Below are 17,672 nucleotides of genomic sequence, written 5' to 3' on the forward strand. Positions count from 1 at the left end.
GTGACGGAAAAATACGGAAGAAGGACGTGGAAAAACGTTGGAAGGACGTGGTCGGGGACGGCTCGTCCACATCGACGAGAGCCGGAAGCTTGTTGTTGAGACTGGCGTGACGCTCTGAACTGATCGGTCAGGGCTGCCGGAGATCCTCCATCGTCGCGGCGGTGCCGGGCAGGACCGAGCGGGCCGGGGCCCGCAGTCCGTCCAGGAACAGCTGCAGGTGTCGGTGTACGAAGCGGTCGGCGCTGAGGCAACCGGTGCCGGCCGGCGGCCGGCTGAGCTGGGCCACGGCGACCATCAGATCGCCGACTCCCACGTCGGACCGGAGCTGCCCGGCCCTCCTGGCCCGTTCCATGACCTCGTCGATGAGCTCCTCGACCCGCTTGCGCGCGGCTTCCAGGTCCGGGTGGAACTGGTCGAAGGTGGTGGAGATCATCGGGCACAGTGCGCTGATCCGCTCGTCCGCGGAGACGTGCACGAAGCGCTCCAGAGCGGCGAAGGCGTCGCCGGTCTCGTTGAGCGCCTGCTCGGCGGCCTCCGCCGTACGGTCCATGACCGAGACCACGACCTCGCGAACGAGGGCGTCACGGTCCGGGAAGTTGCGGTAAAGCGTTGCGTTGCCGACGCCGGCCCGGCGGGCGATCTCGTCGAGCGGCACATCGGGGCCGAACTCGACGAACATCTCGCGGGCGGCGGTGACGATCCGCTCCCGGTTGCGCAAAGCGTCGGCGCGCGGCCGGGTCACCTTTCGCTGTACGGGGGTCGCGGTCGTCACGGCGTGCTCCTGAAGGTCTTGGACTGCTGGGGCGATCCGGGGAAGCACTCCCCGTTTCGCTCGGACACATGGCTAAACGGGGAAACGGTCCCCGGTTATTTCCCACTCACCGAGACATTTGATGTGACCTGGGTCACATCCCGTTTGGACCCTTCTCCGGCCCCCGCCGACCAGAACCACACGGTCGGTCTCCTCCAGCGCGCGCCCTCGCGGCACACGACACAGGGTGATCGAAAGGGTGCAGCCGGAGACCGGCGGCTGCCGTTGGCGCGAAGGGTCCCTGCATGCAGCCCAGCCGTCGGATACGCCCGCGCCGCGTGGCCGCCCTCGCGTCCGTGACCGTCCTGACCCTCGCGGTCAGCACCTCGGCCGGTACCGGACACCTCACCCCGGGCGCCACGACGGCGGCGGGCCCGGTCGCGCTCGCCCGCACCTCCACACTCGGCTCCTGCATGATCAACGGCCCCCTCGACATCCAGATGTCCGAGGGCATCCCCACCCCGGGCGGCTATTCCCGCTCCACCGGCACGGTCCACGCCCTGACCCTGATGGTCGACTTCTCCGACGCCCCCGGCGAGGGCACCGCGATGGACCGGTACCGCGAGTTCTTCCCCAAGACCCAGGAGTGGTTCGCCACCAGCTCCTACGGCCGCCTCGACTACCGCCCCGAGACCCCGGTCACCCACTGGCTCCGCATGCCCAAGTCCTTCAGGTCCTACGGCATAGAGCGCGGCGCGCCCTTCGACCCCGGGTACCGGCAGCTCGTCCAGGACATCGTGGCCGCCGCCGACCCGGCCGTGGACTTCCGCCAGTACGACCTCCTGAACGTCCTGGTCACCCCGAACGCGGGCCCCTCGGCCCTGGACACGGTCCTGTCGGTGACGTTCGCGGGTAACACGGAGGCCCCGGTCGCGGACGGCGTCCCGGTCTCCAACGCGTCCTTCGTCTACTCCCGGCAGGACGACGGCTCCGGCTCGTACTCCCAGACCGGCTACCGCGTCCTCCCCCACGAGAACGGCCACGTCTTCGGCCTGCCCGACCTCTACACCCAGGAGGGCGGGGGCGCGGTCGGCCACTGGGACATCATGAGCGAGGACTGGGGCGCCAACAACGACTTCCTCGGCTGGCACAAGTGGAAACTCGGCTGGCTGGACCCGTCCCAGGTCAACTGCGCGATGAGCAGAGGGACATCGGAGTACACCCTGACCCCGCTGGAACGCCCGGGCACCGACGGCACCCGGCTGGTCTTCGTCCCGCTCACCCGGCGGACGGGCTACGCCCTGGAACTGCGCACCCACGAGGGCAACGACGAGGCGGTGTGCCGGCCGGGCGTCCTCATCTACAAGGTGGAGGCGGACGTGGACACGGGCATGGGCCCGGTGAAGGTGTACGACGCGCACCGGGACAGCGGGGGCTGCACCCGGAGCCCCAACGTGCAGGCCGAGCTGTCGGACGCGCCGTTCACGGCGGGCGAGAGCTTCAACGACCCGGGGCGGGGGATCCGGGTGGCGGTCATGGGGGCGGATGCGGCGGGGGACTATCGGGTGACGGTCACCCGGACGCGGTAGGGGGCGCCTGCCGGAGCGGACGCCCCCCTGGCGGCTCACTCAGGACGAGCTGACCGGTGCCTCACCCGTCTTGTCCGCGACGCCGACTCCCAGCAGGGCGGCGTCGGTCGTCCCGAGGTAGACGAGGCTCGACGAGTCGAAGACCCAGGCATAGCCCTTCGGGGCGCCCTTGAACGTGAGGCCGACGCCCTCCCGCCCCGCGGCGTCCTTGACGTGGTCGACGACGCTCACACCCGGGAGCTCGGCGGTGGCACGGTAGATGGCGGCACTGAGGTCGGGGAGCAGGGTGGCCTCGTCGATGACGGCGCCGAGGTTCTCGACCACAACTTCCGTGCGGCGGGCCGCCGTTACGTTCCCGGCGTCGGCGGAGAACTTCTTCAGCAGCGCGTCGGGGTCGGTGGGCAGGGACTGGAGCTGCCGGAAGGTCAGGTATCCGGTTCCCTTCATGTCCATGGTCATCTTCTGGGAGGGGTCGGCGAGCGCCACACCCTTCCGCAGACCGTCCCGCCTGCCGTCCACGGAATTCCACTGCTCCTGCCGGACGGCACTCTTGTACGCCTTCGCCGTGAAGGTCCCCTTGTGCTTGGCGAGTTCCTCGGGACTGCTGAAGTCGACGCCCAACTCGGCGGCCGATCCCTGGGACTTGGTGTAGATGAACTGGTCGTCGCGGGCCGTGACCGCCGGGCGGTCGGCCGCCGCCAGGGCGATCCGGTCCAGCAGTCGCGTGGCCTTCTGACGGTCGGCGGCGGTGACGCCTGCGGCGGTCGTACCGTGCCTGCCGCCCTGCGCGCTGTCGACCGCCACCACGCCCAGACCCACGACGGCGGCCAGGGCCAGCGGCGCGGCGACGAGAACGAGGCGCCGGCGGGCCGGGGACGGAGGCGGGGTGGCGGTCGTAACGGACTGCTCGTGGATGGTCTCGTGCTCGCGGGTGATGTGCTCCATCAGGTGTTCCCTCAGTACGCGGTGGCGGTCCTGAGCGAGCACCGGACGGCCCGGCGCGGGCAGCGACTCGGCCAGCTCGTGGTGGTCGACCGGCTGATCGCGTCGTAGCGGGTTGGTGTTCATCGCTTCGTCTCCTGCGTGGACCGAGCCGCCTGGTGGCGGCTATCCGGTGACTGTCCGGCCGCGGCCGGGCGTTGCACTCCGCTGCTCAACGTGCCGCTCTCGCGCCGGAGTTCGAGTTCGGTGAGCTTGCGCAGACGTTTTCTCGCACGCGAGAGCCGGGCCCGTACGGTGCCGACGGCAACGCCCAGGGCCGCGGCGGCCGTGGCGGCGTCCAGGCCCTCCCACACGCAGAGCGTGAACACCTCGCGCTCCCCGCGCCGCATCGTGCTCAACGCCCGCTGCGCGGCGGCCAGTTCCTCGCTGTCGGCCAGGCGCCGGGTCACCTCGTCGGCGAAGTCCGGCACGGGATCGGGCGGCGGAATCCTGCTGAGCACGGCCTGGTGTCTGCGCGCCGCCCGCGCGGTGTTGCGCGTGACGTTCGTCGCGATCCCCAGCAGCCACGGGCGCAGGCTGTCGTCACCGGGAAGCACCCGCTCGCGCAGCCGCCACGCCTCCAGGAAGGTCAGCGACACGATGTCGTCGGCCGTGCCCCAGTTGCCGGTCATCCGGACGGCGTGCCGGTGGACCACCGAGGCGTGCTCGTCGAAGAGGTGCCTGAACGCGTCCGGATCCCCGGCTCGCACACGGGCACGCAGTGAGTTCTCCACACCCTTCCCTGTCCGCCGCCGGGACCACGCTGCGGTGACCCGCGTCACACCATGACCACACCTAGGATCGGGAGAGGTATGGCGCGGGTCACTCGAACTCCCCCTGTCCTGCGGACAGTTCCAGGCATGACGCACACTCCCACGACCGCCGGTCCACCGCGCCACGCGGCGCCGGACCGGTCCCCCGGCGGATCACCGCCGTACGGACCCGGCCGCCCCGGCCCTCCGCCGAAGCCGCCGCTCCGGCCCGACATCCAGGGGCTGCGCGGCCTGGCCGTCACGCTCGTCGTGCTGGCGCACGCCGGGGTCCCGTACGTCGCGGGCGGTTATGTCGGGGTCGACGTCTTCTTCGTGATCTCCGGGTTCCTCATCACCTCGGGCCTGCTCCGCGCCGCGGACCACGTGGCCGTCCTGCTCGACACCCCCTGGCCGGACGGTGACCCCGTCGAGTGCGCCGCGACCCACCCCCTCCGCCTGGCGAAATGCGAGCCGGACCAGCGCGACGCGATCAAGGACCCCACCCTCCGGGAGGCCAGCCGGCAGGGCGCCCGCCGCGCCGGTGCCACCGTGATCGACCCCGAGCCCTGGCTGTGCCCCCGCTCGGGCCGCTGCCCCGTGGTCGTCGACGACACGTTCGTCTACCGCGACGAGAGCCACATGGCGGAGACCTATGCCGGGGCGCTGGCTCCGGTGCTGGGCCAGGAGCTGGAGAAGCTGGGGTTCGTCGGACGGTGACCCATGGCCCGGCAGGCTCAGCTCCGTGGATGGAGCACGGCTCTCCTAAAGCCGGTGTCGCAGGTTCGACGGCGGCAAGGGCCACGGCCTCGGGCTTACCGTAGGGCTGCCGAGATTGCCGTACCGGAGAATCGATGCCCACTGACGCCGCTGACCTCACGCTGGTCGATCCTGCCGCCGCCGTGCCCGCCGAGGCGGTCGCGCCGTTGATCCGCGGGGTCGCGGTGGTGCGTCAACTCACCGAGGCGGGTGGGGTGTTGAGCCTCAGCGGACTCGAACGGGCCACCGGGCTTGCCCGTTCCACGGTCGACCGGATCACCGCGACGCTCGCCCGCATGGGATACGTCCGTCTCGACGGCCGGGACGCGGTTCTCACCCCTCGGGTCATGGAACTGGGCAACGCCTATCTCGCCGCCCTGCGTCTGCCCTCCGTGCTGGACGCCCGCGCGGACGCCCTCGCCGACGAGCTGGACGAGTCGGTGTCGCTCGCGGTCGCCGACCGGGACGGCATCCGTTTCATCCACCAGGCCACCCGCCGCCGCGCGATGTCCCTCAGCTTCCGCATCGGCGACCTGCTCCCGGCCGAACGCACCGCGCCAGGACCGCTGTTCGCGACGGAGTGGACGGAACTGGAGTGGCGGCGCTGGCGGGAGCGGCGGGCGGCGGACCCGAGGGACGAGGGCTTCCCGGCCGTTCCCGAACGGCCGTCGCCCGGACCGGACTTCGAGCGGTGGGCCGTACAAGTGCGCCAGGACGGCTGGGCGTTGGACGACCAGTTGATCGAACCGGGGCTGGTGGCGGTGTCCGTTCCGGTGCGGGATCCCCGTACCGGCACGATCGCGTGCGTGGCGAGCGTCGTGAGCCACACGAGCCGGCACACGGCGGAGGATCTGCGGAACTCCCTTCTGCCCAGGCTGCGTTCGACGGTGCGGACGATGGAGGAGGACCTGGCGGCGGACCTGCGCGAGGCTCCGCGGGGCGAGTCCGCCGCCGCCCCCTCCGGGCTCGCGACCTGGACGGGGGCGTCCAAGCAGGAGCTCGGCCGGGAGTTCGTCGAGTCCCTCGCCCGCGGGCTGACGGTCCTGACGGCGTTCGGCGAGGGCCGCGCCGAACTGACCCTCACGGAGGTCGCCCAGGCGACGGGCTTGGCACGGGCGACGGCTCGCAGGGCCCTGATCACGTACGAGCACCTGGGCCTGGTGACCCCGTCGGGGGACCGCCGTTTCGCCCTCACACCCCGGGTGCTGTCCCTCGGCTTCCCGCCCCTGTCCCGTACGACCCTCCCCGAGCTGGCGCTCCCCCACCTCACCGCCCTCGCCTCCCGCATCCACGAGTCGGCGTCCCTGGCGATCCTCGTCGGCGACGACATCCAGTACACGGCCCGGGTCGCCACGAGCCGGGTGATGAGCGTGAACATCGCGGTCGGGACGCGGCTGCCGGCGTACGCGACGGCGCTGGGCCGGGTGCTGCTGGCGGACAGGCCTCCGGAGGAACGCCCGGACCCGGGTGAGCTGCGCGCGCTGACCCCTCGCACGCTGACGGACCCGGTGGCGCTGGCGGCGGCGCTGGAGACGGTCCGTTCGCAGGGGTACGCCCTCGTCGACGAGGAGCTGGAGGCCGGGCTGCGCTCGATCGCCGTACCGATCCGCGACCGTACGGGCAGGGTGGTCGCGGCGCTGAACACACCGACCCACGTGGCCCGCCGTACGGTCGAGGAGTACGTCCGCGACCTCCTCCCCGAGCTGACCGCGACAGCGACCGCGATCGAGGCGGACGTGCGGGTGGCGGGCCGCTTCACCCGGGTGTCGGCGTCCTGAGCCCGGTGCCCGTCCCCGCCCCGCCCTCCCCCACCGAACCGTCTCCCCAAATCCGCTACCCTGTCCTGGACCGCCTTCCGGGGCGATCCGTCCCGCCTTCGTAGCTCAGGGGATAGAGCACGGCTCTCCTAAAGCCGGTGTCGCAGGTTCGAATCCTGCCGAGGGCACGACTGTGATGTACCAGGACATCGGATGGCCCCGAACCCAGGACAGGGTTCGGGGCCATCGTCGTCTGCTTGCCGGCACCCGGCCTGCCGCTAGGGAACCCTCGCCGTGTCCACGGCCTCCGCCGCCCCCTCGTCCTCCGCCAGCGCCCGGTTCCGGCGTACCGAGGACCAGAAGGACCAGCCGATCAGGATGACGCCGACCAGGCCGGTGATGACCTCGTTGATCTGGTACTGGATGGTGACCATCAGGATCACGGCCAGGGCGCCGATCGCGTAGTGCGCGCCGTGCTCCAGGTAGACGTAGTCGTCGAGCGTGCCCTGGCGGACCAGGTAGACCGTCAGGGAGCGGACGTACATCGCGCCGATGCCCAGGCCGAGGGCCATGAGGACGATGTCGTTGGTGATGGCGAACGCGCCGATCACGCCGTCGAAGGAGAAGGACGCGTCCAGGACTTCCAGGTACAGGAACATGAAGAACGCCGCCTGGCCTGCCAGGACGACCGCCGAGCGGTCGTTCTCGCGCTCCCGTTCCTCCTCCGCCTCCAACCGGTCCTCGAAGAAGCCCGAGAGGCCGCCGACGATCATGTAGGTGATCAGGCCGGCGATGCCGGAGATCAGGACCGTCTGGGCCTTGTCCGCGTGGGCGCCGCCGTGCTGGTGGGCGTGGGTCGCGAAGGTCATCGAGGTGATCAGGAGGACGATCAGGGCGATGCAGACCGACAGCATGTCGACCTTGCCGAGCTTGGCCAGGGGGCGTTCCAGCCAGCCCAGCCACTTGATGTCGCGGTCCTCGAAGATGAAGTCGAGGAAGATCATCAGCAGGAACATGCCGCCGAAGGCCGCGATCGCCGGGTGGGCGTCGGTGACCAGCTGTTCGTAGCGGTCCTTGTCGGTCAGGGCCAGGTTGACCGCCTCGAAGGGATTCTTCTTCGCCGTGACCGCGACGATCACGACCGGGAACGCCAGCCGCATGCCGAAGACCGCGATCAGGACGCCGACCGTGAGGAAGATCTTCTGCCAGAAGGCCGACATCTTCTTCAGGATCCCGGCGTTGACCACCGCGTTGTCGAAGGACAGCGAGATCTCCAGGACGGCCAGGATCGCGATGACGCCGAACGCCGTCCACCCGCCGTACCAGACTCCCAGGGCCAGGCCGAGCGCGGTGACCGCGAACGACCAGCGGAAGGTCTTCAGAAGCACGGGTTGCCCCTTCCTGTTGTCGCGCGGTCGCCCGCGGGCCGGGCATCAACAGCCCCGACCATCATCGGCGTTGTCTACCACGACCGCCTGTCGTACAGGTGACGGGGGCGGATCTCCTACGACCCGACCGGCCCGGAGCGCGAAAGGGGCCCCGACCTCTCGGTCCAGGGCCCCTCGCCGGTGGATCGTGCCGCATCGTCACTTCTCGGCGTTTCCGCAGGGTCACTTCTTCGGCGGCACCTTGCCCGTCGTGCGCAGCGTGCCCACCGTTTTGAGGAGGCGGTCGGCCGGGTCGCGCAGGGACTGGTGGGCCAGGACCGTGTTGCGCAGGCCGCGGACCGGGCGGCGCCACAGGCGATGGGCCGCCGCCACCGGGTGGGGGCGGGTGGCGAAGCCCTCGCCGACCCGCAGCTCGCGGGTCTTGAGCCAGTCCTTCCACTCCTTGTCGCCGCGCCCCAGGTCCATGAGGCGTACGCCGTGCCTACCCGCCTCCTCGGCCATCCTGAGGTGCATGATCAACCCCGGGGAGTAGTACCGGAGTTCGGGGTCGTACGCCGTGAACCAGGCCGCGAACAGCGTGCGGGAGGTCGGGCCGAAGTGGGCCGCCACGGGGCGGTCACCGGCGTAGAGGACCGACAGGATGCCGGTGAAGTGTTCCTCGCGGACGTGGAAGAGGTGGTCCACCAGGTCCACGATCCACGGGCGCGCGAAACGGTCCATGCGGCCGGTCCTGCGGTACTGGGCCGACTTCCAGCGCATCAGCGTGTGCAGCACCTCGGGGTCGCGTTCGTCGTAGACGAAGCGCATCTCGCCGAGGTCGCGGCCGAGGCGGCGTTCCTTCTTCAGGGTCGTCTTGGCGATGCCCGGGTACGCGCCGCGCAGCCACTCGGGGTAGGGGATCTCGCCGTCGCCGTCCTTCAGGTCGATCACCGGGGACGCGAAGGTGCCGGTGACGTGGCGGCCGAACGGCTGTTGTTCCTCGACGAGATGGTCGAACTCGAAGACCGACAGGCCGCAGGCCCGCAGGAGTTGCTGGACGTCCCAGGTGACACCGGGCCGGTGCACCAGGGCCTGGCAGTCGGAGAGGCCCAGGCCGATGGCCCGGCCGACACCGACGGGGTTGCGCTCGTACGGGAAGAAGCCGACCGGCTCCCCGCCCTCGTGCAGAACCGCCACCTGCGCGCCGCCGCGGTGGCGGCCGACGCCGTCCGCGAACTCCGGTGCCAGGAAAGGGTTCGCGTAGTCCGGCGACTCGTCCATCGCCTTGTGCCAGGCCTGGCGGAGCGTGGTGGTGAGCTCCTCCGGTCTGTGGATCGTGATGTCCGCCTTGCCGGCGGATCGCATGGATCGCATGGGCGACCGTCCCCCCACATTTCCCCCACGACGCGTCGTCCGCGCCCTGCCTACGTATCCCAAGGTACGACGAGACACGAACAGTTCGGCAGGGCTCAAACGTCGCGAAACAGTACGGACGCTGTCAAGGATGCCTGTGGTCACGGAAAAGCACGGATCACCCTCCCCCGGTACAGCCGCCCCGGGATGTCGGTGAACCGCAGGTCCAGGCCGACCCCGTCACGCTCCGCGTGCAGGTGGAGGTGCGGCTCGGTGGTGTTGCCGGAATTGCCTGTCTCTCCTATGAGTTGCCCCACGCGCACCGTGTCCCCCAGGCTCACCGTCAGTGAACCGGCCCGCAGATGGGCCAGTTTGACGATCTCCCGCCCGGTGTCGATGAACACGTGGTTCCCGTAGGCGGGTTGGTAGCGAGCGTGCCCGCCCGGCCGCGTGTCCTGGTCCTCGAACGCGTCCTGGGCGGAGACCACCAGCCCGTCGCACGGGGCCCGTACGGCCCGCCCGTAGGCGGCGAACGCGGTCAGCTCATGGTCCCGGCGCGTACGGGTCCCGTACCGACCCAGCCCCGCCAGGTCGACCGCGCCCCGCTGTTCGGGCACCCGGGTGTGGTGGTTGAGCGGCCGGCCACCGCCCTGCACGACGTACCACTCCCCCTCCAGCGGAAACCGCAGCGGCCGCGAGAGGGGCGCGCGCCAGGTGTGCGTCCGCGCGACGGCGACCAGCACGACGAGCGCCACCAGCAGTACGACCCCGCCCGCGAGCCCCAACACCCCGTCCCCCGACGGCAGTCCGGCCATCCGGGACGCGGAGACGAGGGCGGCTACGGCGACTCCCGCCTCGACCGTACGGCGCGGGAGGCGCGGCTGCTGGGCGGGGGCGCCGAGGCCTTCGGCGAGGACGTAGCAGGCGGCGAGGAACGCCAGGTCGGCGAGCCAGGCGGTGCGGTCCGGGGCCGTCCAGAGGGCGACGACGTTCCAGAGGCCGAGGAGGAGGATCAACAGGCCGTACGGCAGGCGGAGTCGGCGGCCGCGGGACGGGGTGTGGCGGGCGCCTTCGAGGTACAGGGCGGTCAGTTCACCGTCCGGTGCCGCACGGGCCCAGGCACGCACCTGGCCCTCCTCACCGGCCACCAGCAGGCCGACGGGGCTGTCCGTCACGGTGACGGGGCGGCCGGTGCGGGCCAGGGTCGCCCGGACGATGCGTTCCAGGGACTCGGCACCGACCGCGTCCGCCACGCGCGGGGCGAGGCGGGGCCGCTCCTCCGGGGCAGCCGTGAGGAACCTCAACAGGGCGTCGACTTCTGGGGGTTGTGGCGTCAACGGGGGCTCCCCTCGACAGGCGCGGCGATGCGCCGGCCGGCGCGGGGAAGCGGGGCGCCGCTCCGAGGCCGCCATGGCGACCCCGACAACGCGTCGGACTCGGGTTGCCGGGGCGACCACAGCTCGGGAATCAACGGGGCTCCCTCGGTAGACCTGGCGGCGCAACGGCCCACGCGGGGAGACCGAGGGCCACTCCCGGGCCGTCGCGGCGTCCCCAACGACGCGCGGGAAACGGGTGGTTGAGGCGACGACGAATCGGCCGTCAACGGGGCCACCTCGGTATGCCTGGCAGTGCGGCGGCCCGTGCAGGGAAACGAGGCCGCTTCTCCGGGACAGCAACAGGGCCCGTCAACACCGGCTCAGTTCCAGGCCGTTGAGGTGACAGCGGCTCGGGCATCAACGGGCGCTCCCTCGACATGCGTGACGATGCGATGACCAGGGGCGCGCCCCCGGGGCAGCCGCAGGGCCCAACAACGTGTCACACCCCGGCGATTGAGGTGGCGAAGGCTGTGGCGGCAACAGGTGCTCCCTCGGCGTGCGCGGCCCTGCGACCGGCGGTCGGCGTAGGGGAAGGGAAGACGACGGGGCGCCCGGCACGGTTCTTACCCCTCCCGCCCGGCGCTCCAACACCCTTGCGCCTTACGCCGTTTGTACCTCCGGGACCTCGCCCCGCACCTGCCGGCCGAGCACCGCCAGAGCCAGGGTCACCGCTACCGATGCCAGTGCCATCAGGGTCATCGCCGTTGCCGGTGTGGTGAGTTGGGCGACCGTGCCCGCGAGGGCCGCGCCCACGCCCTGCATGGTGAGCATGCCCGCGGAGCGCAAACCCAGGGCGTGGCCCGCGAGTTCGTCGGGGGTGAGTTCCATCAGACGTTCCTGGAGGACGAGGCTCGCGCCGTAGCCGATGGAGGACACGCAGACCGCCATGGCGGCCCAGGGCATGCCCGGGCGGAGGGCGAAGAACAGGTACGGGGTGGCGAGGAGGAGGCGGAGGGGGATGTCCAGGCGGGTGCGCAGGGTGCGCGGGACGAAGCGGCCCAGGGTCAGGTCGCCGACGAACATGCCCAGTGCCGCGCTCGCGAACAGCGCGCCCGCGGACCCGGAGTCGTAGGAGACGTAGAGGGATTCGCAGCCGACGATCAGGCCGTTGGGGATCCACATGCCGAGGTAAGTGAGGCGGCGGGGGCGGGAGGACCACAGGAGGGCGTTCGTGCGCCAGGTCGCGGCGACGGAAGGGCGGCCCGCCGCGCGGGGTGGGCGGGCGGTCAGGCCGAGGCGGATGGCCAGGGCCGTCGTCGCGTACAGCGCCGCCGCCAGGAGGAGACAGGCCCTTGGGGAGAGCAGGGCCAGGAGGGCTCCGCCCGCCGCGAAGCCCGTCACCTGCATCAGGCCCGACGCCATGTTGAAGACCGAACGGCCCAGCAGGTAGCCGTCCTTGGGCAGGATCTCGTTCAGCAGGCCGCCGCTCACCCCGCCGCCCAGGGAGGCGATCAGGCCCTGGAGGAACACGATGCCGAAGATCGCGCCGATCGGCAGACCGGGGAGTGCCAGCAGGGCCGTACAGACGGCGAAGGCGGTGTTGATGCCGGTCAGGGTGACCCTCGGGGGCAGGCGGTCGGCGCCCGAGAGGAAGAAGGTCGCGCCGAGCATCTGGGCGAGCTGCGGGCCGAACATGCTCACGGCCGACAGTAAGGGGGACTCCGTCGCCCTGTAGACGAGGGTGGCGAGCGCAAGGCCGCTGATCGTGAGGGCCGCGTTCTGGGCGGCGAAGGAGAAGAAGAACGGGGTGTACTCGGGGGTGCGGAAGAGCTCGCGGTAGCTGCGCATCCGGGGAGTCTGCGGGTGGTGCGGGTGGGGGTCCTATTCTTTCGCGCGGACGCGAAACACGGGGGTGGGCGGATGGGGTTGTGGCAGCTCAACGCGGACACCCTCGCGCGGAGCCGGTTCGTGCTGTCGTCGTTCGCCGAGACCTTCGCCGCGCTGAGACTGCTGCACGCCGGGGTGGGCGCGCACCCCGGTGAACAGGTGTGGCTGCGGGATCATCTGCCGGGCTACCAAGGGCTGTTGACGGCCGAACCGGTCACCGGAGCGCTGGTGCGGGCCGCGCTCGGGCGGGCCTGGATCGCCGACTTCTTCTGTCCGACGCAGACGGACCGGGAGTCGTTCGCCGAGACCGTCGCCCGGGTGCGGGAGACCCGGCCGCAGGACGCCCGGGACAACCTCCGCGTCTCGCTCGCCGGACCCCTCCCCGCCGCCCTGGAACGCGACGACCTGCCCGAGCGGGCGGCCCGGCTCCTGGAGTACGTCTGGGAGGAGACCGTACGGCCGCACTGGGCGCGGCGACGGCGGGTCCTGGAGGCCGATGTGGTCGCCCGGACCGCGCGGGTGAGCCAGGGCGGCTGGGCGGCCGTGCTGGACACGTTGTCGCCGGGGCGGACGCGGTGGCTCGGGGAGAGCCGGCTGCAGATCAACCTGCACGCGAATCCGCCGCGGGAGATCTCCGGCGCCGAGCTGCTCCTCATGCCCGTCACGCCGAAGGGCGGGTGGGTGTCGTGGGAGGCGCCGGACCGGTACGCCATCGTGTACCCGTGCGCGGGCGTCCTCGCCGACCACGGCGGGCGGCCCGTGCCCGAGAGCCTGGGGGCGCTGCTGGGCCCCGCACGGGCGGGCGTGCTGACGCTGCTCGGGTCACCGATGAGCACCAGCCAGCTGACCGCCGTGACCGGGCAGGCGCTCGGCTCGGTGGGGCGGCATCTGCGGGTGCTGCTGGACGCGGGGCTGGTGGAGCGGCGGCGGGCGGGGCGGTCGGTGCTGTACTCGCGGACGGCGGCGGGGGAGGTCGTGGTGAAGGCCGCCGGACTGTGAGCGGCTGCCGGACTGTAGACACAGAGGCTCATGACCCCGTGGGGAGAACGACATTTACCGGAGTTAGCATCCGGTTATGACGACTACAGAGAACACGGGTCCCCTCGGTGTCGAGATCGGGTCGCTCAAGGGCGGCTCGGCGGACCTCTCGCAGTACGCGGGCAAGGCCGTCCTCGTGGTGAACGTGGCCTCGAAGTGCGGGCTGACCCCCCAGTACACGGGCCTTGAGCGGCTCCAGGAGCGGTACGCGGCGCAGGGCTTCACCGTGCTGGGCGTGCCCTGCAACCAGTTCCTCGGGCAGGAGCCCGGCAGCGCCGAGGAGATCGCCGAGTTCTGCTCGGCGACGTACGGCGTGACCTTCCCGCTGACCGAGAAGGTCGAGGTCAACGGGGACGGCCGGCACGAGCTGTACGACCGCCTCGTCGGCTTCGCGGACGGCGAGGGTCACACCGGTGACATCCGCTGGAACTTCGAGAAGTTCCTGATCGGCCGCGACGGCACGGTCGTCGCCCGCTTCTCCCCGCAGACCGAGCCGGAGTCGGCGGAGGTCGTGGCGGCGGTGGAGACGGCCGTCGCCTAGGACGGTCGCAGGCAGCTGTTGACCTTGCCCCTGGGGCAGGGCTGAGCGTCCTTGTCGCCGGGCGGACAGAAACCGCCCGGTGACGGAGGATGGCTGAGGTGGACGACGAACTGCTGACCATCGGCGCGTTCGCGGCGCGGGCGCGGCTTTCGGCCAAGGCGCTGCGGCTGTACGACCGGCTGGGGCTGCTGGCCCCGGCTCACGTCGACGAGGTGAGCGGTTACCGCTACTACCGCGCCGACCAGGTCGAGCGGGCCCGACTCGTGGCGCTGCTACGGCAGTTGGACATGCCGTTGGCCCGGATCGCCTCGGTGGTGGAGGCCGACGGGACGGACGCCGCCGATCTCCTCGCCGCGTACTGGACTGACGTGGAGACCCGGTTCGCCGGGCAGCGCACGCTCGCCGAGTACCTCCGTGCACGCCTTTCGGGGAGGAGCTCCGAGATGTACGGAACGTTCGTGGTCGAGACGGTCGAGGTACCGGAACAGGTGCTGATCACCGAGACCCGGCACACCCTCGCGGACGAGTTGCCGGCCTGGATCGGCGCGTCCCTGGGGCGACTTGAGGTCGCGGCGAAGGAGTGCGGGGGCGTAAGCGCGGCGCCGTTCGTCGTCTACCACGCCGAAGTATCCATGGAGAGCGACGGCCCGGCCGAGGCCTGCGTACCGGTCGCGGACGAGGCGGCTGCGCGGGCGTGGGCGGCGCGGCAGGGGCGGGCCCGGCAGACGGCGGTCCGGGTGGAGCCCGCGCGGACGCTGGCGTACGCCCGGATCACCAAGGCACAGGTGGCGCATCCGCAGATCCTGGCCGCGTTCGAGGCGGTGGAGCAGTGGGTCGCCGGGCGGGGGCTGCGGTACGCCGGGCCGTGCCGCGAGGTGTACTTCGCGGACTGGGATGCGGCGGGGCCCGGGGATCCGGTGTGCGATGTGGCGTTCCCGGTGGAGTGAGGCACCGGCCGGCGTACGGCGCCGGGCACAAGCCGAGCCCCCTCGGCCAGGACGGCGGGCCAGTCGAGAGGGCTCTTCTTGAAATGCTTGTGCTGCTTATGGAGTTGTGAAAGGTGAACCAGCCGCATCAGTGAAGGTCGTGCGCCCCCCGCGCGACATCTGCCACGAAGGCGTTCCACGAGTCGGCGGGGAAGGCCAGCGTCGGACCCCCGTCGACCTTGGAGTCCCGTACGGCCATGGCCGCGAGAACCGGTGACTTGATCTCGACGCATGCGCCGTTCCCGGTGGAGTACGAGGACTTGGTCCACATGTCCGCGGCGCCCTGACGAATTGCCATTTTTGCTCCGGTTTTGCCAGTTGATGAGTTGCTGTCACCGCGCGTCACGTCCGACCACGAACACATCGGACGTACAACACGGTTTGCGCCAAAGCCTGTTGCTCGATGGCGTGATCGACGCTACTCGCCAACATCGGCGGGCGAAGCGGCCATTCACTCGACCGGGTGGCATATACCCCTGGTGTCTTCCATCCCGACCGGCGGAAGGTGTACTCTGCGGCACCTTCCGCCAACAGGGCCCCTCAGCGCGCGTATTCCTTCGCGATGTCCGCGATGAACTGACGGGACTGGTCCACGTTCAGGGCCTGCGCCCTCAAGTGCTCGTACATCACGCTGTACTTCTGGACGTCGTTCGCCTTCTCCAGGTACAGGTCGCTGGTGACGCCCTCGATGTAGACGACGCTGGAGTCCGCCGCGTCGGGGAACTCCAGGATCGCGTACTGCCCGTTGAGCCCCGGATGGGCGCCCATGTCGAACGGGATCACCTGCACGGTCACGTGCGGCAGCTGGGACTGCTCGACGAGATGCTCCAACTGGTCCCGCATCAAGGAGCGGTTGCCGACCACGCGGCGCACCGCGGACTCGTCCATCACGGTCCACAGCCGCAGCGGGTTCTCCGGCGCGGAGATCCGCTCCTGCCGGCGCAGCCGCACCTGGACCCGCTTCTCGACATCGGCCAGCGCGGTCTCGGGCAACGCCCCGGTGATGAGCGCCTCGGCGTACTGCCGGGTCTGCAACAGGCCGGGGACGACCTGCGGATCGTAGACGCGCAGGCTCGCCGCGTCCGTCTCCAGTCCGATGTAGACGCTGTACGGGATGTCGCCGAAGGAGTGCCACCAGCCTTGCTGGCGCGAGTCCTTGGCCATCTGCATGAGTGAGTCGACGATGCGGACGTCCTCGACCTCGTAGACCCCGCACAGGTCGCGGACGTCGCGCTGGCTGATGCTGCGCCGCCCGTTCTCCAGGCGGCTGATCTTCGACTGCGACACCAGCAACCGCTCGGCGACCTCTTCGGCCGTCATGCCCTTGAGCTCTCGGAGTCGACGCAACTCCTGGCCCAACCGGCGTCTCCTGACGGTGGGATTGACACTTGACGCCACGGGAACGTGCACCTCCGGCTGCATGCCTCTACTTGCCACTGCTTACTGCTGTGCTTACCGCTGCTTGCTGCTCACTGCTTGCCACTTGCTTGCCACTTTGCGTATCTGCTGTTGAGCAGACTGCCACCAAGGTGGTTTCTACCGCTGGGAAACGGTGGATATGCGGCAGGTACGAGCCAGGTTCGGATTGCCCGAGGCGTCCGCGAAGGCGTCCGTAGATGCGGCCGAGCGGGGTGGAGAGACGTTACGTCTACTCCACCCCGCTCGGACCAGCGGCTCCCGAACCGGGTCTTGGGGACTGCGGTGCGGCGTGTACTGCGGTCATGCGGTGGTGCGTCGGTGCCGGTCGTGCGGTGTGCCTCCGCGGTGCGGGCGTGTGCCGTGGGACTGCGGCTCAGTGAGCCACGGCGCGCGCCATGGTGCCGCGGTGCGGCTGCATCGGAACACCACGAGCCGGTTCCGGTGGCCTTGATCCGGGCGCGGCCTGACGGCCGGCCGGGGCCGGGCTACGGCGTGGCTGTGCCGCCACTCCGTTCTGGACGTCCATCACGGCGTGCGCCACGAGTCCGCCCATGGGGTCGTGCCTGATCAGGTCCCGCAGCCGGGAGCGGGACGAACGTCCCTCGTTACCCGGATACAGGTGTTTGCCGAGACCTACCGCGTGCGCCAGTGCGGCGAGCGCGGCTGTCCGCGGGTCCGGTGGCACACCGGTGCGGATCGCGGAATCGAGTCGGCCCCTGATCTCGCGGCTGATCTCGTTGTCCGTCGCTTGGTAGCGAGTCGTCGGCAGCACCCCGCACATCTGTCCCGCCACGGCATGCACCATGCCGCACCGCTCCAGATGCGAGAGGTAGGTCTGGCGAAGTCCCAGTCGGGGCCCGCCAATCCAGTTCACTGCACGTACCGGAGCGCCACGCCTTCGCAGCAACTCCAACGCGCAGTCCAAAGTCGGATCTCCGGTCGGCCGTGGTACCACCACGGCGATACGATCCCCGTCTGGGGCTATCCGTCCGGCCAGCGCCAGCTCCACTAGCTGTGCTCCGGCCAGACCGAGGTCGAGCGACTGCGGCTGTGCAGTGGTACCCGTGGCCGGGTCCAATGCCAGCAACAGAAGCTCTTCCGGAAGAGTTCTGCGGCTCCTGCCCATCCATGCCTCCCCGCGTGGATGAATGACAGGGTGACCCCTCTCACATTGGTCTG

At 70.6% G+C, this 17,672-nt stretch carries 16 protein-coding genes and 2 tRNA genes; 8 read left to right on the top strand and 10 right to left on the bottom strand.

Features of this window, described 5'->3' with window-relative positions; genetic code table 11:
- Positions 1–127: 127 nt before the first annotated feature.
- Positions 128–772: a TetR/AcrR family transcriptional regulator gene (locus OG496_RS25420; protein ID WP_405972517.1), complete on the bottom strand. Its 645-nt coding sequence runs from the start codon at positions 770–772 to the stop codon at positions 128–130.
- Positions 773–1,056: 284 nt separating this feature from the next.
- Here OG496_RS25420 and OG496_RS25425 point away from each other — a divergent pair, with 284 nt between their 5' ends.
- On the top strand, positions 1,057–2,340 hold the full coding sequence (locus OG496_RS25425) for a M6 family metalloprotease domain-containing protein (protein ID WP_405972518.1): 1,284 nt from the start codon (positions 1,057–1,059) through the stop codon (positions 2,338–2,340).
- A 39-nt stretch (positions 2,341–2,379) separates the two neighbouring features.
- Here OG496_RS25425 and OG496_RS25430 read toward each other — a convergent pair whose 3' ends face one another.
- Positions 2,380–3,408, bottom strand: coding sequence for a CU044_5270 family protein (locus OG496_RS25430; RefSeq protein WP_405972519.1), 1,029 nt, complete (start codon positions 3,406–3,408; stop codon positions 2,380–2,382).
- Complete coding sequence (locus tag OG496_RS25435) at positions 3,405–4,055, bottom strand: RNA polymerase sigma factor (protein ID WP_405972520.1); 651 nt, start codon at positions 4,053–4,055, stop codon at positions 3,405–3,407. Before OG496_RS25435 ends, OG496_RS25430 begins: the two co-directional genes overlap by 4 nt.
- Before the next feature lie 126 nt (positions 4,056–4,181).
- Here OG496_RS25435 and OG496_RS25440 point away from each other — a divergent pair, with 126 nt between their 5' ends.
- From OG496_RS25440 to OG496_RS25455, 4 genes are all read left to right on the top strand, one after another.
- Positions 4,182–4,790 carry an acyltransferase family protein gene (locus OG496_RS25440; RefSeq protein WP_405972521.1) on the top strand — a complete coding sequence of 203 codons (609 nt, stop codon included), beginning with the start codon at positions 4,182–4,184 and terminating at the stop codon, positions 4,788–4,790.
- Positions 4,791–4,804: 14 nt separating this feature from the next.
- Positions 4,805–4,874 (top strand) — tRNA-Arg (locus OG496_RS25445).
- A gap of 50 nt (positions 4,875–4,924) precedes the next feature.
- A complete protein-coding gene (locus OG496_RS25450; RefSeq protein WP_405972522.1) occupies positions 4,925–6,607 on the top strand; it encodes an IclR family transcriptional regulator C-terminal domain-containing protein in 1,683 nt (560 codons plus the stop codon).
- A gap of 94 nt (positions 6,608–6,701) precedes the next feature.
- Positions 6,702–6,774: transfer RNA gene (locus OG496_RS25455), tRNA-Arg, on the top strand.
- 90 nt (positions 6,775–6,864) lie between these two features.
- On the opposite strand, the gene OG496_RS25460 is transcribed toward OG496_RS25455, so the two are convergent.
- From OG496_RS25460 to OG496_RS25475, 4 genes are all read right to left on the bottom strand, one after another.
- Complete coding sequence (locus tag OG496_RS25460) at positions 6,865–7,974, bottom strand: DUF475 domain-containing protein (RefSeq protein ID WP_405972523.1); 1,110 nt, start codon at positions 7,972–7,974, stop codon at positions 6,865–6,867.
- 222 nt (positions 7,975–8,196) lie between these two features.
- Entirely contained in the window at positions 8,197–9,318 is a 1,122-nt protein-coding gene (locus tag OG496_RS25465) for a GNAT family N-acetyltransferase (protein WP_405976704.1), read from the bottom strand.
- A gap of 149 nt (positions 9,319–9,467) precedes the next feature.
- Positions 9,468–10,643: a M23 family metallopeptidase gene (locus tag OG496_RS25470; RefSeq protein ID WP_405972524.1), complete on the bottom strand. Its 1,176-nt coding sequence runs from the start codon at positions 10,641–10,643 to the stop codon at positions 9,468–9,470.
- A gap of 639 nt (positions 10,644–11,282) precedes the next feature.
- Complete coding sequence (locus OG496_RS25475) at positions 11,283–12,470, bottom strand: MFS transporter (RefSeq protein ID WP_405972525.1); 1,188 nt, start codon at positions 12,468–12,470, stop codon at positions 11,283–11,285.
- Positions 12,471–12,542: 72 nt separating this feature from the next.
- Between OG496_RS25475 and OG496_RS25480 the strand changes: the two genes are divergently transcribed.
- The 3 genes from OG496_RS25480 to OG496_RS25490 all read left to right on the top strand — a co-directional run bounded on the left by OG496_RS25480 (position 12,543) and on the right by OG496_RS25490 (position 15,035).
- A complete protein-coding gene (locus OG496_RS25480) occupies positions 12,543–13,508 on the top strand; it encodes an ArsR/SmtB family transcription factor (protein WP_405972526.1) in 966 nt (321 codons plus the stop codon).
- Positions 13,509–13,584: 76 nt separating this feature from the next.
- A complete protein-coding gene (locus OG496_RS25485; protein WP_399398470.1) occupies positions 13,585–14,088 on the top strand; it encodes a glutathione peroxidase in 504 nt (167 codons plus the stop codon).
- Positions 14,089–14,177: 89 nt separating this feature from the next.
- Positions 14,178–15,035: a MerR family transcriptional regulator gene (locus OG496_RS25490; RefSeq protein ID WP_405972527.1), complete on the top strand. Its 858-nt coding sequence runs from the start codon at positions 14,178–14,180 to the stop codon at positions 15,033–15,035.
- Positions 15,036–15,162: 127 nt separating this feature from the next.
- Here OG496_RS25490 and OG496_RS25495 read toward each other — a convergent pair whose 3' ends face one another.
- The 3 genes from OG496_RS25495 to OG496_RS25505 all read right to left on the bottom strand — a co-directional run bounded on the left by OG496_RS25495 (position 15,163) and on the right by OG496_RS25505 (position 17,619).
- Complete coding sequence (locus tag OG496_RS25495; protein WP_327403331.1) at positions 15,163–15,372, bottom strand: DUF397 domain-containing protein; 210 nt, start codon at positions 15,370–15,372, stop codon at positions 15,163–15,165.
- Positions 15,373–15,614: 242 nt separating this feature from the next.
- On the bottom strand, positions 15,615–16,472 hold the full coding sequence (locus OG496_RS25500; protein ID WP_033287311.1) for a helix-turn-helix transcriptional regulator: 858 nt from the start codon (positions 16,470–16,472) through the stop codon (positions 15,615–15,617).
- Positions 16,473–16,866: 394 nt separating this feature from the next.
- Entirely contained in the window at positions 16,867–17,619 is a 753-nt protein-coding gene (locus OG496_RS25505) for a GPP34 family phosphoprotein (protein WP_026150485.1), read from the bottom strand.
- Positions 17,620–17,672: the final 53 nt, after the last annotated feature.

The organism is Streptomyces sp. NBC_00988, from assembly GCF_045162645.1.
Classification (GTDB): Bacteria; Actinomycetota; Actinomycetes; order Streptomycetales; family Streptomycetaceae; genus Streptomyces.